20 protein-coding genes are annotated in these 19,738 nt (G+C 44.7%); all 20 read right to left on the bottom strand.

The features are described from left to right. Window positions 1-48 precede the first annotated feature (48 nt). Window positions 49-1,512 carry a nicotinate phosphoribosyltransferase gene (locus NLX78_RS02660; RefSeq protein ID WP_254349547.1) on the bottom strand — a complete coding sequence of 488 codons (1,464 nt, stop codon included), beginning with the start codon at window positions 1,510-1,512 and terminating at the stop codon, window positions 49-51. A 122-nt stretch (window positions 1,513-1,634) separates the two neighbouring features. Then, complete coding sequence (locus tag NLX78_RS02655; protein ID WP_061829415.1) at window positions 1,635-2,201, bottom strand: cysteine hydrolase family protein; 567 nt, start codon at window positions 2,199-2,201, stop codon at window positions 1,635-1,637. Between the two features lie 67 nt (window positions 2,202-2,268). Then, complete coding sequence (locus tag NLX78_RS02650) at window positions 2,269-3,057, bottom strand: NUDIX domain-containing protein (protein ID WP_023988247.1); 789 nt, start codon at window positions 3,055-3,057, stop codon at window positions 2,269-2,271. A 65-nt stretch (window positions 3,058-3,122) separates the two neighbouring features. Then, the gene (locus tag NLX78_RS02645) at window positions 3,123-3,545 is read right to left on the bottom strand and encodes a PaaI family thioesterase (RefSeq protein ID WP_025719091.1); all 423 of its coding nucleotides are present in this window, start codon (window positions 3,543-3,545) and stop codon (window positions 3,123-3,125) included. 121 nt (window positions 3,546-3,666) lie between these two features. Next, window positions 3,667-4,119 (bottom strand): YlbF/YmcA family competence regulator, encoded by a 453-nt coding sequence (locus tag NLX78_RS02640; RefSeq protein WP_254349517.1) that lies wholly within the window; start codon window positions 4,117-4,119, stop codon window positions 3,667-3,669. A gap of 81 nt (window positions 4,120-4,200) precedes the next feature. Further along, on the bottom strand, window positions 4,201-5,754 hold the full coding sequence (gene miaB / locus NLX78_RS02635; protein ID WP_254349516.1) for a tRNA (N6-isopentenyl adenosine(37)-C2)-methylthiotransferase MiaB: 1,554 nt from the start codon (window positions 5,752-5,754) through the stop codon (window positions 4,201-4,203). A 299-nt stretch (window positions 5,755-6,053) separates the two neighbouring features. After that, window positions 6,054-6,626 carry a phosphate propanoyltransferase gene (gene pduL / locus NLX78_RS02630; protein WP_013309962.1) on the bottom strand — a complete coding sequence of 191 codons (573 nt, stop codon included), beginning with the start codon at window positions 6,624-6,626 and terminating at the stop codon, window positions 6,054-6,056. Window positions 6,627-6,768: 142 nt separating this feature from the next. Then, entirely contained in the window at window positions 6,769-7,857 is a 1,089-nt protein-coding gene (locus tag NLX78_RS02625; RefSeq protein ID WP_254349515.1) for a low temperature requirement protein A, read from the bottom strand. 183 nt (window positions 7,858-8,040) lie between these two features. Next, window positions 8,041-9,093, bottom strand: a complete 1,053-nt coding sequence (locus NLX78_RS02620) for a dipeptidase (protein WP_061829417.1) — start codon at window positions 9,091-9,093, stop codon at window positions 8,041-8,043. A 124-nt stretch (window positions 9,094-9,217) separates the two neighbouring features. Then, entirely contained in the window at window positions 9,218-9,478 is a 261-nt protein-coding gene (locus NLX78_RS02615; RefSeq protein ID WP_007430104.1) for a stage V sporulation protein S, read from the bottom strand. Window positions 9,479-9,607: 129 nt separating this feature from the next. Beyond that, window positions 9,608-10,402 (bottom strand): TIGR00282 family metallophosphoesterase, encoded by a 795-nt coding sequence (locus NLX78_RS02610; RefSeq protein WP_069291742.1) that lies wholly within the window; start codon window positions 10,400-10,402, stop codon window positions 9,608-9,610. A gap of 76 nt (window positions 10,403-10,478) precedes the next feature. Next, the gene (gene rny / locus NLX78_RS02605; protein ID WP_013309958.1) at window positions 10,479-12,023 is read right to left on the bottom strand and encodes a ribonuclease Y; all 1,545 of its coding nucleotides are present in this window, start codon (window positions 12,021-12,023) and stop codon (window positions 10,479-10,481) included. Between the two features lie 374 nt (window positions 12,024-12,397). Further along, window positions 12,398-13,147: a regulatory protein RecX gene (locus NLX78_RS02600; protein ID WP_061829419.1), complete on the bottom strand. Its 750-nt coding sequence runs from the start codon at window positions 13,145-13,147 to the stop codon at window positions 12,398-12,400. A 195-nt stretch (window positions 13,148-13,342) separates the two neighbouring features. After that, a complete protein-coding gene (gene recA, locus NLX78_RS02595; RefSeq protein ID WP_023988239.1) occupies window positions 13,343-14,404 on the bottom strand; it encodes a recombinase RecA in 1,062 nt (353 codons plus the stop codon). A 242-nt stretch (window positions 14,405-14,646) separates the two neighbouring features. Next, entirely contained in the window at window positions 14,647-15,915 is a 1,269-nt protein-coding gene (locus NLX78_RS02590; RefSeq protein ID WP_254349514.1) for a competence/damage-inducible protein A, read from the bottom strand. A gap of 95 nt (window positions 15,916-16,010) precedes the next feature. Beyond that, the gene (gene pgsA / locus NLX78_RS02585) at window positions 16,011-16,598 is read right to left on the bottom strand and encodes a CDP-diacylglycerol--glycerol-3-phosphate 3-phosphatidyltransferase (RefSeq protein ID WP_013309954.1); all 588 of its coding nucleotides are present in this window, start codon (window positions 16,596-16,598) and stop codon (window positions 16,011-16,013) included. Between the two features lie 210 nt (window positions 16,599-16,808). After that, window positions 16,809-17,300 (bottom strand): YajQ family cyclic di-GMP-binding protein, encoded by a 492-nt coding sequence (locus NLX78_RS02580; protein ID WP_013309953.1) that lies wholly within the window; start codon window positions 17,298-17,300, stop codon window positions 16,809-16,811. A 144-nt stretch (window positions 17,301-17,444) separates the two neighbouring features. Then, on the bottom strand, window positions 17,445-17,609 hold the full coding sequence (locus NLX78_RS02575; protein ID WP_023988236.1) for a hypothetical protein: 165 nt from the start codon (window positions 17,607-17,609) through the stop codon (window positions 17,445-17,447). Window positions 17,610-17,693: 84 nt separating this feature from the next. Then, a complete protein-coding gene (locus tag NLX78_RS02570) occupies window positions 17,694-18,758 on the bottom strand; it encodes a helix-turn-helix domain-containing protein (RefSeq protein WP_254349513.1) in 1,065 nt (354 codons plus the stop codon). A gap of 30 nt (window positions 18,759-18,788) precedes the next feature. Next, on the bottom strand, window positions 18,789-19,562 hold the full coding sequence (locus NLX78_RS02565) for a DUF3388 domain-containing protein (protein WP_013370747.1): 774 nt from the start codon (window positions 19,560-19,562) through the stop codon (window positions 18,789-18,791). Between the last annotated feature and the right edge of the window lie 176 nt (window positions 19,563-19,738).

Raw genomic sequence — 19,738 nt, 5'->3', positions numbered from 1 at the left:
CCGCGACACAAAAAGGCACCCCATACATTCATGAGGTGCCTCTTCCAACTATTCTTTTTCTTCAACTTCGGGCTGCATATAGCTGTCGATCAGCTTTTGCTTCAGCTCCCATACCTTCTCGCTCAGATTTACACGATAAATTTCAGGGTTCAGCTTCCGCAAATATTCTGGCCAAAACAATTTCAACTGTGAAGTATGGTAGGCACGAATTTCATCCAGCTCAGGAAGCTCATATACCTTCTGTCCATTTAAAAAAATAGGCTCAAGCATTGGCACGGCTTCATAATTTTCTACATACTTCTTCATATACGGATGTAAAGGGTTAAACAGCTTCAGGCGCTTACCATTACGCGGACGCTCTTCATCCGGGAAAGAAATATAATCGGCTACAGCTCTCCCTTTCTTCTTATCCACAATGCGATATACATCCTTCTTGCCTGGTGTGGATACTTTTTCTGGGTTACCCGAGATCTTAATCGTCGGCAACATTTCGCCATCCACTTCACGCTCAACCAGCTTGTACACCCCGCCAAGCGAAGGTTGATCTGAAGCGGTAATAAGCTGTGTTCCTACACCCCATACATCAATACGTGCCCCTTGGGCTTTCAGGTTAAAAATCGTATTTTCGTCCAAATCATTGGAAGCTACAATTTGTACGTAATCTAAGCCTTCAGCATCGAGCATTTCCCGCGCCTGAATGGATAGATAAGCCAAGTCACCGCTATCCAGACGGATTGCATTCATACGCTTGCCCTGACTCTCCAGCATTTTTGCTGTCCGAATCGCATGAGGAACACCGCTTTCCAGCGTGTCAAAGGTGTCTACCAACAGTGTAACCTGGTCCGGTAAAACCTTCGCATACACGTCAAACGCCTCCTGCTCCGTCATAAAGGTCTGCACCCATGAATGGGCATGTGTCCCCTTCGTCGGGATTCCAAAATGCTCGCCTGCCAGCATATTAGAAGTCGCGTCAAAACCTGCCACATAAGCTGCCCGTGCTCCCCAAATCGCCGCATCTGCTTCCTGCGCACGCCGTGTCCCAAATTCGAGCAGTGTATCGTCACTTGCCACCTGCTTGATGCGCGACGCCTTTGTCGCAATGAGTGTCTGATAGTTCATAAAATTCAACAATGCCGTCTCGACAAGCTGCGTTTCCATAATCGTTCCTTCAACACGTACCAAAGGCTCGTTTGGAAAAACAAGTGCTCCTTCTTTCATCGAATGGACCGTTCCACCAAACTTAAACTGGCGAAGCGCCTCCATGAACATGGGATCGTATTTCTCCTCCTGTTCAGACAGGTAGCGAATGTCATCTTCTGTAAACCGCAAATTTGCAATATAATTCACAATACGTTCCAGACCAGCGAACACGGCGTATCCATTACCAAAAGGGAGTTTACGGAAATACGCCTCGAACACAGCTTTACGCTGATGACTTCCGTTCACCCAATGGGCGTACATCATATTAATCTGATATTTATCTGTATGTAATGCGAGGCTCGTTGACTGCATCGTAATCATCCTCTCTGACTGTCCCCAGGTTTGTGGTGCAGCGTACCGCCTCATCTGCCCAGATTCAGCAATATCCGGCTCCATTTTGTTATCGGACATTGGTGCACAATCGTTAAGTTATTTTACTTCTTCTGGCGTAAAACCGTATCCTCAGCCGACCGTACCGCGGCTCCAAGACTTCCTTCAAAATGACCCAAAGCCCAATCATGTCCAGCTTGATTAAAGCTCGCCACAGCGTCCTTGTATACAGTAATAGCAAAACCTTTGTTATAAGCATCTACAGCCGTATGCAGTACACATATATCTGTACACACACCAATCAGATGAACTTCCAGAATGCCACGTTCACGCAGCCTGAGCTCCAGATCTGTGCCCGCAAAAGCACTGTACCGTGTTTTATCCAACCAGTAGATAAGATCACTTTGTTGCTCATAGAGGCTACGAAGCTTGCCATACAAATGTCGTCCGTTGGTTCCACGTATATTATGTGGAGGAAACAGCTTGCTCTCCGGGTGATAAAGGTCGTTCTCCTCATGCAAATCCACAGCCATGACAACAAAGTGCCCTTGATCCACGTATGCCTGCGTAATTGCTGCGATCCGTTCATCCAACTCAATCGCAGGTTGTCCTACAGGCAAACTACCGTCCACAAAATCTTTCGTGTAATCAATAACAATTAGTGCCTGCATCGTACGGTCAGCTCCTTATCCTCAAAGTGAAATTGTACATTCTATGCGTAACCTATTACATTAGACGTTACGTGTAGATAGATAAACGCGGTACTCTGTCACTAAAACGGTACAACTGTGCCGGTCTTTGTGAATACTGGTTGGAACTGAGCGGTTTGCCGTTCTCATCACGCACCTCTTCCAGTATTCCCTGTCTGCTACGAGTCGATGTTATTTTGCGAATAAAGTTTGGCTCTTCGAAATCCGGTACGACACTCTGAATCACCTGATATAATTCACCCAGTGTAAAATGTAGCGGTAAAAACTGCTTGGCGATCGTCGTCTGAAGCATCTGCAACTGAATTTTGCGATAAGCATCTACTATGATATCCCGGTGATCGAATGCCAGCTCCAATTCCTCCAACGCTTCGCGGATCGTGAATAACCCGACCTCGGAAGCATCATCGGCCGCCTGACGCTGTTCCAACATCCATTCTTCTACCAGCGCAAAAAATGCATGTGATATGATCCACCCGCGCGGATCACGTCCCGGTCCACTATATACACCCAAATACTCCAGATGCCCGCCGTCCACACCTGTTTCCTCTAACAGCTCCCGCTTGGCAGCTCCATACATAGATTCATCTTCCTGACAAAACCCTCCAGGCAAAGCCCAGCGTCCCGCAAACGGCCAACTGCGGCGCTTGATGAGCATCACTTTCAGCTCCCGAATCGGCAATGTCTTTGTTACCGTCTTGCGCTCCCGCTTCGTTAAGGTAAACATAACGATATCCGCTGGAGCTCCATCCGGGGTGCGGTATTTCTTAATGTTGTACGACGCCTTTTGCGCCTCTTCGTTTATACGATTGCTATCCATTGGCATCACCATATTATATCGTTTTGATAAATTCATTATGACATAATAAAATTTTTTGTCAAGTGTCAGGCCTTGCCTGAATCACTTGCTTGTGTACGTAATACTCGGAAGGTTGCTGTAGATGTAGAACCGAGTGTGCCTTCACTATCTCTTACTTCCGCCTCAGTGGTTATAGTGCGACCTCCTTGATGAAGAATTCGCGCCCTAACCTCCAGTCGTCCTTGCCTCATGGCTGACAAGAAATGAACATTCAGGTTCGTCGTTACACATGGATCCATATTTCGTGAAGCCATACTGACCATCCCCATCGCCTGATCCATCAATGAAGTAAGTACACCCCCATGGACAATACCCATCACATTGGTATGCTCTTGTTTGGCCTCCAAAGCGATCTGTACCTCGTTTGCATCAGCTGCAATCAGCTCACACCCTAAATACTCCCAAAAAGTATTATTTTCTCCCTCTAGCATCTTACCCAACTTATCCATTCCCTTGCTTCCATCCCTTCGATGTTGTCCCATTTCTCTGATGTCTTATAAACACATACGATAGTAAATTGCTTTCGAAAAAAAGGCGTGGAAGCTACGCCTCCACACCATAGATTTCATTCTAATCACTGCAATTCGACGAGGAAGTGCTTTTTCCCTCTTCTACGTTCACCTTCTCAGCAACGGTATCACGGATCGCCATGATCACCATTTGCAGTAGCTCATTAATTTCCACCTGACTCTGCTGAAACTCCGTGACAATTGGAATACCGTCAAGATCTTCCTGTAGCTCCTGTAGCTCGGCCTCTATTTTGGCAATCATTTTTTGATTCTTCAAGGATTCAAATGCTACAATTTCCTTTTGCTTCTTTTTCATCGTTGCAATCAGTTGCTGGATGCGCCCATGATCCTGAATCTTTTCTTCTGCTTTCCGGAATACCTGCACTTCCTCACTGCTACCCAAAATACCTGCCAATTCTTTGGCTTTTGCCAATATCATTTCGCGATTGACCAAATGATCATGCTGGCGCGCCGCCGATGGAAGTTCTGTTTGTTGCAACCGCTCCTCTGTCATTGCCCATCGCTCCTTTTCTCACTTAGACGGCCTTGCACACAGCCCTTTACTCAGACCGCATGCAACCCGTTAGAAATTCTTTTATCCGTTAACCGCTACAGCCGTTTCAACCAGATCACCTTTGATGTAAAAGGTCATAGGTTCCGTAATTTTCACTTGAACAAAGGAACCAATCAGGTCCTTAGAACCCTCAAAATGTACAAGCTTATTGGAACGGGTCCGACCGGCAAGCACTTTGCTGTCATTTTTGCTCTCGCCCTCCACCAGCACTTCAACCACTTCGCCACGCAATCGACTATTAAAGCGAAGGCTGTTTTGGTTCACAGCAATGTTCAGACGCCGGAGACGCTCTTTTTTGACCGACATAGGCACATTATCTTCCATCGAAGCAGCTGGCGTACCTTCACGTGGTGAATAAATAAATGTGTAGGCAAAGTCATAGCCGACCTCGCGTACCAGAGATAGAGTATCTTCAAACTGCTCGTCTGTTTCACCAGGGAAACCTACGATGATATCTGTTGTCAGAGAAACATGCGGAACAGCTGCTTTAATCTTCGCGGCCAGTTCCAGAACACGCTCACGGGTATATTTTCGGTTCATTTTCTTCAATATATCCGTATTACCGGATTGAACAGGCAGATGGATATGCTCCACCAAATTGCCACCCTTACCAAGCACTTCAACCAAATGGTCATCAAAATCACGTGGATGTGATGTCGTAAAACGTACACGCGGGATATTGATTTTGCGCATATCATCCATCAGATCCCCGAATCTGTAATTCAAATCTTTCAAATCCTTGCCATAAGCGTTAACATTCTGCCCCAGTAAGGTAATTTCTTTAAAGCCTTGACGTGCCAAATCCCGTACCTCGGCGATAACATCCTCTGGGCGACGGCTTCTTTCCTTACCACGTGTAAAGGGAACTATGCAATAGGTGCAAAATTTATCACAACCGTACATAATGTTCACCCAAGCCCGCATACCCTCACGCTTCTTCGGCAAGTTTTCGATAATGTCGCCTTCCTTAGACCACACTTCGACCACCATTTCTTTGCTAAAGAGTGCTTCCTTGACGAGCTGAGGCAGACGATGAATATTATGGGTACCAAAAATCATATCAACAAAACCGTGTTTTTGCATAATCCGGTTAACGACATTCTCTTCTTGTGACATGCAGCCACACACCCCGAGCAGCAGTCCTGGCTTTTCTGTTTTGAGATGCTTGAGGTGACCCAGCTCGCCAAACACTTTATCCTCCGCATTTTCACGGATAGCACAAGTGTTCAGTAAAATGATGTCTGCTTCCTTCCGATCCTCAGTTGACTGATAACCCATTTGCTCCAGCAAGCCTTTTATGGTTTCGGAATCATGCTCGTTCATTTGGCAACCAAATGTGTATACGATATAATGCTTCCCCTCACCGATATGCTTGAGCTCATCCGGGACTGCGTTATCATACAATACTTGTACGTCCTCTTTACCGCGTTGCTTTTCTTTTCTATGGTTCGGCTCCGCCATAATGTTGATTTCACGTCCGCGAATACGGATCTTTTTGCTATGCTCATCTTCAGAAATAATCTTCGCATCCGAGAAATCAAAATATTTGGAGTAATCTTTTGTTTTCTTTTCCATTCCTTAGTCACTCCTTACACCATCTATTTCACGAGCTAATTTGTAATTTTACTGTATTTTTAGGCATGGGTAAATTTATTTAAGTTCTAAATAGCCTTTAAAAAAGGCATTACACTAAATTATAGCATGATTTATAGGCCATCGCCATAGATCATCCGCAGATACCATGGAGTGCAATGTGAACTCATGTTATTTTTGTACATAAGTCAAGCATTCGTGAATTCTATAGTATGTAAAAAGCCCGATTCTTTTGCAAGAATCGGACTCTTTAAGCCTTCCGGCATTTAAATACGTGTATATTAGTCTACGATTTCAGCGTTGTCACCGTTTTTCACACCGGCTCCGTTCGCTTCATCTGTATCAATGTGCATATCCAAAGCAAAAGAATCGGACACACGTGCAAGAACATTTTCAAATACAAGGCCACGTTCGCCGCCGACACGTACTTTCAGCAACTGCTTGTCCTTAATGTCCCATTTAGCTGCATCAGATGTATGGAAATGAATATGGCGGGCTGCTACAATCACGCCTTCTTGCAGTTCCACTTCACCAGCTGGTCCTTTTACCGTGATTCCTGGTGTACCATCAATGCTACCAGATTCGCGTACAGGTGCTTTTACACCAATAGCAAAGGAATCAGTGCGAGAGATTTCCAATTGGGAAGCGGGACGAGCAGGTCCCAAAATGCGAACCTTATCAAATTGGCCCTTAGAACCAATTACAGCTACCGTTTCATTTGCGGCAAATTGTCCTGGTTGGGACAAAGGTTTAAATTCAGTTAATTGATAGCCTGCTCCGAACAAAATTTCAATATGCTCTTGAGTCAGGTGAATATGACGGGCGGAAACGCCGACAGGTACGATTTTACTCATCGTGTGGTCACTCCTTTTTCTCTATACAATACTTTACACATCCATGCTATTATACTCCTATTTTGCCAAGAAAGAAAAGGAGAGCGCATAAAGTTCCCTTTTTCGCCCCAATCAGCGTTAAATATCCTCCAATAAAGTCGGATCAAACCGTCGTTTTAGCGAACAGGAGAAAGAAAAGCATGATTTCAGCTACGATGAGATGAGGGGGAACGACAATAAATATATTAAGGATAAAAAGGACACAGAGTATTCCAGTCAAGAAAAAAATGACTCTGAGACGAGGTTTAAGATGACTTAATCGGTACTGATGAAATACCAGCAAAGCCGACAAAAAGTAAATAAAAACAGAAGCAAAGGTAAAGCAAAGCACAAAGATATAGTCTACTTGTCCCAAAAACAAGAGCTGAATCGAAGCAGCTAGCATGCTAAGGGAAAGATAAATAAACAAATGACCATAAATAACAGTCTGGCCTGCTGATTTTTTTGATTTATCTACGCGCTTCTCCATATTCTCAAAATATTGCCACCAGATTGTGATGACTAATACAAAAGCCAAAGCAGCAAATACAACAGAAGAAACCGTAAAATGATCGGATTGTAAAACAGAAAGCATACTTATTACAGATTCGCCAAGCAGAATTAACGTGAACTGTGCAAAGCGTTCTAAAAGATGCTCCGTATGGATTGGTGTGATCACCAACTTTTTACGGCCAATCAAAGGAACGAGGATATCAATAGCTATACCGGTATATAAAATCAAATATCGAACCCAAGAATCAAAGAAGAGGGAGAAACTAGAGATGACTATTCCAATCCAAAAATAGGTACCAAAAAAACGAGCTGTTTCCTGTTTATGAGCCGTTTCTTTGGGTGCCGAAAGTAAATATTGAACGGCAGTCAAACCTCTTAACCCAATATAGCCAACAAAAAAAGATACATAATACGCATCAAAATCTATATTAAGGCTGGCGGTCATGATCAACACGAAAAACAATTGCAGGATCATAAAAATTCGATGCGTTATACTGTCTTGCCCAAAACGATTGTTGTAGACCGTTTGCCCCACCCAAGCCCACCATATTGGGATAAAAATCATAATAAACTTTTCCATATGTTCCCACGAAATACTACCATGCTCAACATGTAGTAAAACATGAGTGGCCTTAGAGACAGCAGCTACGAACAATAAGTCATAAAAGAGCTCAAGCCAAGTAACCTTCTTTATTAACATTGTGTAATGGAGCCCCCTCTGATATGGCGGTGCAGCATGGTGTCCCGTCAGTCTTGCTCCAACGTCTGCCGTATTTATGCTTATTTTAGCACCATGAAATTCTAAGATGCTCCAATTATTTCGTAATCGTTCTCACTTTGTCAAGGTATTCGCAGCCAATAATAACTCCTAGTAAATAGCTATTTAAGAAGACATTTTGGAAGGCAAATTCGTTTGCAGGTATTCCAGCGCATGTCCTCCCAGCCATCCCTTGACTAGCTCCTCAGGGTAATGCTTCAGCAGCAGTTCTGCAAAAACCGGATATTTACCCGAGTGCTCCAGCCCTTGCACATGGTGCTCGATACCGTCAAAATCAGACCCAAACATCAAATGCCTTTCCCCGCCTAATGAACAAATATGCTCAATGTGCGGTAGCAGATCCTCAGCGGTTACCGTACCCTGCTCTTTGAGAAACATCGTGACGAAGGTCAAACCAATCCGTCCGTTACGAGCGATCAGTGCACGAATCTGTTCATCCCGTAGATTACGGGGATGAGCACATCTCGCAAAGGCATTCGAATGCGAGGCGATGGGTGGTAGAGCAGCCTCCTCCAACACCTCCCAGAAGCCCTGTACGGACAAATGCGACACATCTAGCAGCAGTCCCAGGTCATTACAGCGATTGACCAAATCACGCCCCTTGCTAGTCAGCCCGCCTCCTCTATGTTCCATAATGCCGTCAGCCGCCCAGTTCGCATAATTCCATGTCAGCCCAATCAATCGTATTCCCATTGCATAGCACAATTCTGCATAAAACGGGCTCCCTTCCAGCGCATCTACCCCCTCCAGTGAGAGCAAAGCCCAAGGTGCCCATGTATGATCCGTCCCCTTACCATCCACATACGTTAACTTTTCCGTGCGCTTCTCTTCTCCTACCTGTTTTACTTGCTCCATCTGATGCACACACATTGCCAAGTCTTCCTTCCACAGCAATGGTCTCAACCCACCTGAGATAGAGGTAACATGCTGCCTGAACAGTTCAATTTGACGAACCACATGCTCAAATCTTGGCATGCCCAATACCTGTGAAATATATATAGCAAACGTTTGCAACCGCACGTTACCTTCTAGCAAACGTTCTTTTGTGACATCAAGCGATGGATGACTGAAATCGATCTGCGCATCGAGCTGCATTTTACATAACACATCACAATGAAAGTCAACAACAGGCCAATTCACTTTTAGCTTATCATTCATGCATCTTACCTCCATTTATAGATTGAAGCACTACAAATTTATTTTAAAAAATCATAGTAACAGACTCACAATGCAAAAAAAGCCCGTTTACAAATCGTAAACAGGCTCAGGCAACTTACATTTATTATCTTGGTTCTACAATCAATTTGATCGCAGTCCGATCTTCTCCATCAATAACAATGTCTGTAAAAGCAGGAATACAAATCAAATCCACTCCGCTTGGTGCGACAAATCCCCGGGCAATGGCTACCGCTTTAATGGCTTGGTTTAGTGCACCCGCTCCAATCGCCTGTAATTCTGCATTTCCGCGTTCACGCAGTACTCCTGCGAGTGCGCCTGCAACTGAATTGGGATTGGATTTTGCTGATACTTTTAATACATCCATAGTAAGTACCTCCCCTGGGAATGATGATGGTTTGATTCCACTATTAGATGTTATTCGAGGGTCAGCAAATAATTCCTGCTTTTTGGTGACAGTTTTCCTTATTCTTTCCTTAAGTAGCTCACAAAAAAGTTAATCCATCCGCCATTCATCTTCTTTAAGTCTGATTTTCTGAATTTTGCGGGCTTTTCCATCACTGTCATTCAGTTCTACGCTGATGGCATGAAAGTGCCATTTGCCCATGTCCACTTGAAAACGTACCGGAAGCTGGGTCTGGAATTTCTGTAACACAGCCTCTTTCTGCATCCCAAGCACTCCCTCATAAGGACCTACCATTCCCGCATCTGTCTGATACGCAGTTCCTTGTGGCAAAATCGTATCGTCATTACTCTGTACATGTGTGTGCGTACCTACCACGATTGAAGCACGTCCATCCAAATGCCAACCCATAGCGATTTTTTCCGAGGTTGCTTCGGCGTGAAAATCAACTAGGATATGCTTATGTTTTTTCCGTAGTTCATCGACAATTTCATCTGCTGCACGGAATGGACAGTCAATAGCTGGCAAAAAGGTTCTACCTTGCAGATTAACAATAGCCAGCTCTTTACCTCCACCTTTTACAACGGTATACCCCCGGCCTGGTGTTCCTGGTGGAAAGTTAGCCGGGCGGATGATCCGTGGCTCATCATCTATAAAATCAAATATTTCCTTATTGTCCCAAGTATGATTTCCCATCGTAATCCCATGAACGCCCCAATCAAAAAATTCTCTGGCGATGGCTGGGGTAATTCCTCTTCCCGAAGCCGCATTTTCTCCGTTCACGATAATAACATGCGGGTTGTATTTTGATTTTAGCGAAGGGAGATTCTCCCTCAATGCCTTTCTGCCTACACTGCCGACGATGTCTCCAATAAATAATACGTTGATAGAAAGCCCTCCCTAGTCTGCCTTACATAATGAAAAGTGGCCCTACAAGCAGCGGCCACTTTTCATTGAAATGCTTTTATTTTGCGTATTCTACCGCACGGGTCTCGCGTATAACGGTAACCTTGATATGTCCCGGGTAGTCCAGTTCATTCTCAATCGTTTTCGTAATATCGCGGGCCAGTCGGAATGCTTCCGCATCATCAATTTTCTCTGGCTGTACCATGACACGAACTTCGCGTCCGGCTTGAATCGCGTATGATTTTTCAACGCCTTCAAAAGATTCGGAGATGCGTTCCAGCTTCTCAAGACGACGGATGTACGTCTCTAGCGTTTCACGCCGCGCTCCCGGTCTTGCTGCTGACAGGGCATCTGCCGCCCCAACCAGCATGGCGATCACTGAAGTCGCTTCGCAGTCGCCGTGATGTGAAGCAATGCTGTTGATGACGACCGGGTGTTCCTTGTACTTCTTCGCCAGTTCCACGCCAATTTCAACGTGCGATCCTTCCACTTCGTGATCCAGCGCCTTCCCGATGTCATGCAGCAATCCTGCCCGTCTTGCCAGTACAACGTCTTCGCCCAGTTCCCCGGCCATCAGACCTGTCAAGTATGCAACTTCCATCGAGTGCTTCAATACGTTCTGTCCGTAACTCGTACGGAACTTGAGACGTCCCAGGATCTTGATCAAATCCGGATGCAAGCTATGCACGCCCACCTCAAAGGTGGCCTGCTCACCATACTCACGGATTCGTTCGTCCACCTCTTTACGGGATTTTTCCACCATCTCTTCAATACGAGCCGGATGTATCCGTCCGTCCGCTACGAGCTTTTCAAGCGCAGTACGCGCAATCTCTCTACGAATCGGATCAAATCCGGACAAAATAACAGCTTCCGGCGTATCATCAATAATGAGGTCGATTCCTGTAAGGGTTTCAAGTGCACGGATATTACGGCCTTCGCGCCCGATAATCCGGCCTTTCATTTCTTCGTTCGGCAATGTGACAACAGAAACCGTCGTTTCTGCTACATGATCTGCCGCACAGCGTTGGATGGCCAGTGTGATGATTTCACGAGACTTTTTGTCCGCTTCTTCTTTGGCCTGCTGTTCAATTTCTTTAATCATCTGAGCTGTTTCATGACGAACTTCCTGCTCTACGTTGGTCAGAATAATACTTCTTGCATCCTCCATCGTCAGATTGGAAATACGTTCCAACTCAGTTACCTGACTCTTGTAAATCAAATCAATTTGCTGCTGGGTTTCATCGATTCGTTTCTCTTTGTTGGCCACTTGTTCTTCTTTGCGTTCCAGCGATTCCAATTTTTTATCCAGCGATTCTTCTTTTTGCAGCAATCTTCGTTCCTGTCGTTGAATTTCATTGCGACGTTCACGAGTTTCTTTTTCAGCTTCGGCACGAATGCGGTGGATTTCATCTTTCGCTTCCAATACCGTTTCCTTCTTCAGCGCTTCTGCCTCTTTTTTCGCGTTCTCCACGATTTGCGCGGCAGCTTCTTCCGCACTGGAGATCTTAGCTTCTGCAATAGATTTGCGAATAAAATAACCAATCCCGAACCCAAAGAATAACGCGGCTACAGCAACGAGAACGAACCAGATCGCAGTCATCATACTGTTCACCTCCCCGTTGGTTCCTCCAAGGCATTCCTTGGGACTTTTTGCAATTGTCACATTTACTTTGATCGTCAAACTAAGACAACGACACAAGGTCGTTTCATTTCATATGCACATGCTTTCACATGTACAATTCCGCCTGGCATAGCGGCATCACTTGTTATTTGGCGATGAGAACTCACCCGTGGATTCCGCTTTTTTGGAAGGAAAAAGGGCGTTCCACAAGTATCGTTTCATATATATTTTATTATTTGACAAATGGCATTGTCAAGGGAATGCAAACATTAGTAGACTACCATGCAGCTTTCCCTGTAATAACTAGCTCATCCTATCCGTTCATACTAGCCAAAGGTTCAGCAGCCGTTTGGCAACTATTCCTCCCACTGCAACAATTCCTCGTCATCTGAAGCAACGTCATGCTCGGCCGCAGTGAGATGATTGACCACTCGGCGTGTCATATCCCCCGAATATCCTCGTCTCATGAGAAAAGGGTAGGTTTTCCTTTTTTTCTCCATTATATCACCACGTATCTGATTCCATTTCTTACGTCCGACCGTCAAAGCGCTCTCCCACTCCTCATTATCGGTGATCTCACCTAACGCTTCGCCAATAGAGGCTTTAGAGATGCCCTTCTGACGAAGTTCTTGCCTAACCCACATCTTACCCTTACGTTGGCTAGTTATGCGCTGCCTTGCCCATTGGCGGGCGTATAAATCATCATCTACGAGTTGTTCCCTTTGCAGTCGAACCATTACTTCGTCAATAACAGACTGATCCAGTTCTTTTTGTAACAAACGTTGGGCAATTTCCTGACGTGTGCGAGGCTTTCGCCCCAAATAGCGAAGCGCAAGTACATAAGCCTGTTGCTTTTCATCTGCCAGAACGATATCTTCCAGTTCTTTTTTATCAAATGACGTTCCTTTGAACATATTGTACTTGATCATTACATCTTCTAATACAGACAGCGAATACGGACCAAAATGAATGATATACCTTCCACGTTTGCGTCCCTGTCCCTGCTCTACCCTAGTAATCATCAATTCCTCATGATCCGGAAAAAGAGAAATCCCTTGTTGCTTATTTGCTTCCGAAGTGTATTCATCTTCATCGTCCAACTGCAATATATTTCCCTCACTTTGAAATTCACGAAAGCAGCCTTTGAACACCTGCTACGCAAAGTTAGATTCCGCTGACAAAGCAGATTTTAGTTGATGCAAAAATGCCCTGCACAACTGTGCAGGGCATCAGAATCATGCTATTCAAACGGACGGTGCCATAACCCTGGCCCCAGTTCACAAACCAGGATTCACCAAGCTTTATTCAAGCTCCAACAATTCCTGTTCTTCCTTCGCTTGCTGTGCCAACTCTTCTTCTGTAGGCGGAGCAACCGTCGTAATCAAATTGCTGGCCACCCGAATTTTTTGTTCGATCGTACTAGCAATATTCGGATTTTCCTTCAAAAATTGTTTAGCATTCTCACGTCCCTGACCAAGGCGCTCACCTTCGTAGGAATACCAGGCTCCGCTCTTGTCGACAATGTCATGCTCCGTACCGATATCGATCAAGCTACCTTCTTTGGAAATACCCTCACCGTACATAATATCCACCTCAGCCTGACGGAAAGGAGGGGCAACTTTGTTCTTCACGACTTTAATACGTGTGCGGTTACCCACAATGTCGTTACCCATTTTCAAACTTTCAATACGACGAACATCCAAACGTACCGTAGAGTAAAACTTCAAGGCACGTCCACCTGGTGTTGTTTCAGGGTTACCGAACATAACACCTACTTTTTCACGTAGCTGGTTAATAAAAATAGCAATGGTTTTCGACTTATTAATAGCTCCAGAAAGCTTACGCAATGCCTGAGACATCAAACGTGCTTGAAGACCAACGTGGGAATCTCCCATTTCGCCTTCAATCTCTGCCTTGGGCACAAGTGCCGCTACGGAGTCAACAACTACAATGTCTACTGCTCCACTACGTACAAGGGCTTCGGCAATCTCAAGCGCCTGCTCTCCTGTATCTGGTTGCGATAGTAACAACTCATCAATATTGACACCCAGCTTGCTTGCATACGACGGATCAAGCGCATGCTCGGCGTCGATAAAGGCGGCTTGTCCGCCTGTTTTTTGCACCTCTGCGATAGCGTGAAGAGCTACTGTCGTTTTACCGGATGATTCCGGTCCGTATATTTCAATAACCCGGCCTCTTGGAAAGCCGCCCGTTCCTAACGCAATATCCAAAGCAATCGAACCACTGGGGATCGTTTCCACTTGCATATGGGTAGACTCACCCAACTTCATAATGGAACCTTTACCAAATTGCTTTTCTATTTGACGGAGCGCCATATCCAGCGCAGCACGACGATCTGACAATAAACTCACATCCTTCATTGTTTGTACTTTAATAATACCTTGTTTTGACACGCTTGCCAAGCATTTTTTCGAACATACATTCGTTTTTTTTATTCGTACAACTCTCTTCTATAATTACACCTGTCTCTTAAAACAAAAAAAGAACCGCTGGCAAAAGGCTTTGCAACGGTTCTTCCGATAAGATGATTATACCATGAATATCTATCTAAAACAACTCTACGAGTCACACTGTACATAGATGTTTAAGAGAGTTTCTCGTTCTCTACCAGCCTGCGCCACAATCTGTACAGGATTGCTTTAACTGATCGCAGTCGGATTGTTTCACGGTTGCCACTCAGTCTCAGTTCATGTACTTCCGTTTCCTTGTCGCGTTCAGCAATGCCAATATACACTAGACCGACTGGCTTCCGTTCGGAATACCCAGGCCCAGCTACACCAGTAACTGAAAGTCCAAAATCGCTATCCATGATCATTCTCGCCTGCTCTGCAAGCACAAGGGCTACTTCCTTACTCACTGCGCCTGGCGCATGGTCCCCTTCCAAATAATCATAAGGCACGTTGAGTAACTTCATCTTCATTTCATTGGAATAGCACACGATGCCACCTTGAAACATAGCAGCACTGCCAGGTATAGAAGTAATTTGTTCCATCAGCATTCCACCTGTACAGCTTTCTGCCGCACTCACAGTGAGTTCGCGTTTGGCCATTAGATCTACGATAACCTTCTCCAGCGCAACATCCTCGCTTGCATACATATACTCCGGAAGACGCTGCTGAATTTCTACTTCCGTAGCTGTCAGCTTAATTAATGCTTCACTTTCGCTGGCCGCCTTGGTGGATATACGGATCGTGACTTCCCCTTCCTTGGCATAAGGAGCAATCGTAGGATCTGTCTGGGATTGGATCAGATCTAACAAATGGGTTTCAAGAGCTGACTCACCGATCCCTGCAAATTTTAGCATTTTCGAATAAATTGGCATTTCCTCACCGCTCAATGCCTGCTGAAGCAACCAAGGTTTCGCATGGTTTGCAAACATGGGTTTGAGTTCCTTAGGCGGTCCAGGCAAAACTACATAAAATTTACCGTCCTGTGCAATCGCGTCGCCCACAGCTAGCCCTGTCTCATTTTCAAGCGGAGTAGCACCTTCAATAGAAAGCGCCTGCCGGCGGTTATTCTCGGTCATTTCTACCCCACGGTTACGGAAAAATTGATCTAGCTTGTCCATTGCAAGACGATCTATGTGCAATTTCCGCCCCAATACAGCCGCTATCGCCTCTTTCGTCAAATCATCCTGAGTCGGCCCCAGACCGCCGGAAAACAAAATAATATCCGCACGCTTCTGAGCAATTCTTATCGCTTCCTGAAGCCGATTTATGTTATCGCCAACCACAGTCTGAAAATATACATCGATTCCAATTGTAGCCAGCTCTTGTGACAAATATTGAGCATTTGTATTCACTATTTGTCCGAGCAATAACTCTGTTCCTACTGCAATTATTTCAGCTTTCATCAATTCTTCCTCCTGTACTGCGAATATGATGGGAATTATATAAAGAAACAGCAATAAGTTTAGTCCCTATTGCTGTTTCCATAAAATTTATCCTGTTAAACTTTGGAGGAGCTCAGCAAATGGATATTTTTCACGAAATAATCAATACCCGAATAAATGGTGATCAACACTGCTGCCCATATCGCTATTAAATCAAACGGTATACCAAGAAAAACAAACGGGAAATTATTAATGAGCAGCGCTACAATAGCAACGATCTGGATGATCGTCTTTAATTTGCCCCAATTGCTTGCAGCAACCACAGACCCATCCAGTAAGGCAATCTGACGCAGCCCCGTAACCGCAAACTCACGGCTAACAATCACAACGACAATCCATGAATCAATTTTCCCCATTTCTACCAAGGAAACCAAAATAGCGGTTACCAAAAGCTTATCAGCAAGGGGGTCCAACAGCTTGCCCAAATTGGTGACCATATTATTTTTACGTGCCAAATATCCGTCAAGACCATCCGTGCTGGCTGCTACAAGGAAAATGATAGCCGCAATCAGCTGATTATACGGCAGCTTGAAAGCTCCGATCTCAATCGGCGGCGGATAAAAATCAAAGTCCACCAGCAAAGCCAGCATCATCACCGGGATAAGGCAAATCCGCGTTATTGTAATTCTGTTGGGTAAATTCACAACACACTCTCCCCTGATTATCGTACTTGATTACAAATGGCAGTTTTCGGATTAAATTCAATCCTATGTAAATCGCTTTCGACGAGCGCTATACACCTGAATTGTCTGCATTTTCGTTACAAGTATAATATGGCGCAAAACGCATGTCAAAATAACCTGCCGCAAATCAAGCAACGTTTTTTCCTACAAAATATATGAGGGAAAACGGCTTTATTTCATGTTTGTAAATTGAAGCTCCAATGGCAAATCAGCTTTACGTAGCAATTGAATGATCGCCTGTAAATCATCCCTGTTTTTTCCAGTCACTCGGATTTGATCACCTTGAATCTGACTTTTGACTTTTAGCTTGGAGTCCCGAATAAGAATATTAATTTTCTTGGCATTATCCTGATCAATTCCCTGCTTAAGCGAAAGACGCTGACGCACTGAACCTAGAGAAGCGGGTTCCAATTTGCCATACTCCACATTTTTAAGGGACAGACCTCGTTTGGCCATTTTAGATTGCAAAATATCAATCACCGCATTCAGCTTGTACTCGTCTTCCGATGCAATCGTAAGAGCTTCTTTCTCAAGCTTGAGGCTACTTTTGCTATCCTTGAAATCAAATCGAGTTTCAATTTCACGCTCCGTCTGATGAACCGCATTTGTTAACTCCTGCATATCCATTTTGGAGACGATATCAAATGAATTTTCTGAAGCCATCGTTTCACTTTCCTTTCCACAACAAAGTTCAATATCTAATTATAGGCTAGTCATTTACAAAAATCCAATAATCCGTTGACTAAAAAGGCGTTCTTGCCAGTTTTCCTGACAAAAACGCCTTTATTTCAATTACGGTCAAAATATCTAATTATGGCTTCGTGTTGGAGTTCGGAACATATCCAAAAGTCCAAGCACAATGTGAGCAAGACCAAAGCCCAGTATGCCATAGCCCCATGCATTCGGTGTCAGATAATAGCCCAGTAAACTGACAATGATACCGAGCCCAGTCACAATCCAGCTGACGGTCATAACGTATACACCTCACTTTTCGGAAAATGAAATGACTGCCTTTCCAGGAATTACAGTCATTAGTATTTCCTTGCACCAAGGCGTTTATTCACCATCAGTAGTTGTAGAATCTGTACCACTTTGTGTTGAATCCGTACTGCTACCTGTCGAAGAATCTACAGGTGAGCCCGTTACCCCTGCACTCGTTCCGGTCGTGGAAGCTTCTCCTTGCTGTATAAGTACACGAGTAGTCGATTTATTATCTGTTATCGGTTGACCTGCTACGGAAATATCTGTGGCAGAAGACCGTCCTGATTTGATATATAAACCTTCCGGACCAATATCGAAAGACATGGCATCTCCACTTTTAGTCATACCGTAGCTCAGCTTTTCTCCACGGGAATTTTGTCCCTTGTACACTTCAAGCCAGCTTTCACCCGTAGCTTTAATATCAACCTTGGCTGTGGCTCCCGTTGCACTGGAAACTTTGAAAATCGTCGTCTTGCCTTGCTTGCCGTCCTGTGCCACAGTTACACCTTGTTGTGGTGTAGTCGTATCCGGCTGCTGTCCAGTATCTGGAGTAGTAGCATCCGTATTCCCCGTACCATCTGGCTGAGTTTGTCCGGTTTGCCCCGCATCAGGAGTCTTCCCACCAGCACCATTTGGAGCCGTCGTTTGACCATTGTTCGGCTGTGTCGTAGTGGTATCAGGAGTAGACGTGCTTGGCGTTGTACTTGGTGTTGTAATCGGCGTTGTGTTTTCTGCTGTTTTTGGAGTTGAATGGTTGTTGCTCACCCAATAAGCATAAATAACCCCAACAATGAGAACTAGAAAAAGCCACATTAACGCTGTAGGCAACCATTTAAGATTACCAATCGTGGCGGGACGGCTGGAGCGTTTCTGTGTAACAGGCTCCATGACTGCTTCCGGCTCAGGTTCAGGCACATTGCTTTGATGCCCTTCCAGAATCTCATCAGGGTTCAACCCGACCGTTTCAGCGTATGTTTTAATAAAAGCTCTGACATAAAAGCTTCCCGGCAGCACTTTGTAATCGCCCGTCTCAATGGCTTCCAGATAACGTTTGCGTATCTTCGTCATTTCCTGAACATCGTCAAGGCTCAATCCTTTTTGCAGCCGGGCCTCCTTTAATTGCTGACCCAGTTCTGACATGTCATCATCTCCTTGTATAATTACGCTTATTTAAAGATCTTCTGTATAACTGGCTGTAAAGGTATCATAAATAATTTCCTCAGCCGGATTATTGCGAAGTTCAATAATGATATTGAAATCGTCAAAGCTGTATCCTGATTCACGTACAAATACATCAGGATGCTCAATCACTTTAGTACTTGGCATGCTCATGATTTCCTGAAGCAGGTGATAATGTCTTTCATTTGACCGAATTGTACTCACAATACCATCAATAATAAACACATTGTTTGGGTTCATTTCTTCTTCAGAGAGCTGACTGCGCACCGTCTGTCGTAGTAACGTTGAAGACACAAAAGTCCAACGCTTCATTGCGCATACACTACTGGCAATAATGGATTCCGTTTTGCCCACACGCGGCATCCCGCGAAGACCGATCACCTGATTGCCGTCCCTCTTTAATACTTCACCCAAAAAATCGACCAGCAACCCAAGCTCATCGCGTGTAAAGCGAAATGTTTTACGATCATCTGAATCCCGATCGATGTAACGGCCGTGTCTTACTGCCAATATATCAACCAGTCTCGGAGCACGTAAGGCCGTGACTGTAATGTTGCTCGCTTTTTTTAACGTGTCTCCGAGAATGCGTATTTTCTCGTCATCGTCCGTTTCAAGCAACATCCCCCGTCTTTCGCCTTCAACACCGTTGATTGTCAGTATATTAACCCCCAGAATACCAAGCATGGAAGCAATGTCTCCCAGCAGTCCGGGTCGATTTTTATGTATCTTGTACTCCATGTACCACTGTTTCGTTTCTTCCGTCACGTTAGCACCTCATTCACATTCAAACCGTCAACAACTCCAAATCAAAGCATTATTGTATCATAAAATAACATCTTTCGACAAAACCAATTATTGAAATTCGATAGGCTACATTGTGTTGTAAGCCTCAATCACGTTTATGATATATAAATTACAATGGAATTACAAGAACAGCTCTG

It is taken from the genome of Paenibacillus sp. Lou8.1, from assembly GCF_024213565.1.
GTDB lineage: Bacteria > Bacillota > Bacilli > Paenibacillales > Paenibacillaceae > Paenibacillus > Paenibacillus polymyxa_B.
The sequence above is the reverse complement of the archived record's forward strand: the minus strand, read 5'-3'. Positions and strand labels throughout refer to the sequence as shown.

Coding starts and splice junctions, on each gene's coding strand:
- NLX78_RS02590 (WP_254349514.1), bottom strand. CDS start 15,915: ATGAAAGCTGAAATAATTGCAGTAGGAACAGAGTTATTGCTCGGACAA.
- NLX78_RS02655 (WP_061829415.1), bottom strand. CDS start 2,201: ATGCAGGCACTAATTGTTATTGATTACACGAAAGATTTTGTGGACGGT.
- NLX78_RS02575 (WP_023988236.1), bottom strand. CDS start 17,609: ATGACCGTCAGCTGGATTGTGACTGGGCTCGGTATCATTGTCAGTTTA.
- NLX78_RS02645 (WP_025719091.1), bottom strand. CDS start 3,545: ATGGATAAGTTGGGTAAGATGCTAGAGGGAGAAAATAATACTTTTTGG.
- NLX78_RS02640 (WP_254349517.1), bottom strand. CDS start 4,119: ATGACAGAGGAGCGGTTGCAACAAACAGAACTTCCATCGGCGGCGCGC.
- NLX78_RS02650 (WP_023988247.1), bottom strand. CDS start 3,057: ATGGATAGCAATCGTATAAACGAAGAGGCGCAAAAGGCGTCGTACAAC.
- NLX78_RS02580 (WP_013309953.1), bottom strand. CDS start 17,300: ATGGCTTCAGAAAATTCATTTGATATCGTCTCCAAAATGGATATGCAG.
- NLX78_RS02660 (WP_254349547.1), bottom strand. CDS start 1,512: ATGCAGTCAACGAGCCTCGCATTACATACAGATAAATATCAGATTAAT.
- miaB (WP_254349516.1), bottom strand. CDS start 5,754: ATGGAAAAGAAAACAAAAGATTACTCCAAATATTTTGATTTCTCGGAT.
- NLX78_RS02570 (WP_254349513.1), bottom strand. CDS start 18,758: ATGTCAGAACTGGGTCAGCAATTAAAGGAGGCCCGGCTGCAAAAAGGA.
- NLX78_RS02620 (WP_061829417.1), bottom strand. CDS start 9,093: ATGAATGATAAGCTAAAAGTGAATTGGCCTGTTGTTGACTTTCATTGT.
- rny (WP_013309958.1), bottom strand. CDS start 12,023: ATGATGACTGCGATCTGGTTCGTTCTCGTTGCTGTAGCCGCGTTATTC.
- pduL (WP_013309962.1), bottom strand. CDS start 6,626: ATGAGTAAAATCGTACCTGTCGGCGTTTCCGCCCGTCATATTCACCTG.
- NLX78_RS02615 (WP_007430104.1), bottom strand. CDS start 9,478: ATGGATGTATTAAAAGTATCAGCAAAATCCAATCCCAATTCAGTTGCA.
- NLX78_RS02625 (WP_254349515.1), bottom strand. CDS start 7,857: ATGTTAATAAAGAAGGTTACTTGGCTTGAGCTCTTTTATGACTTATTG.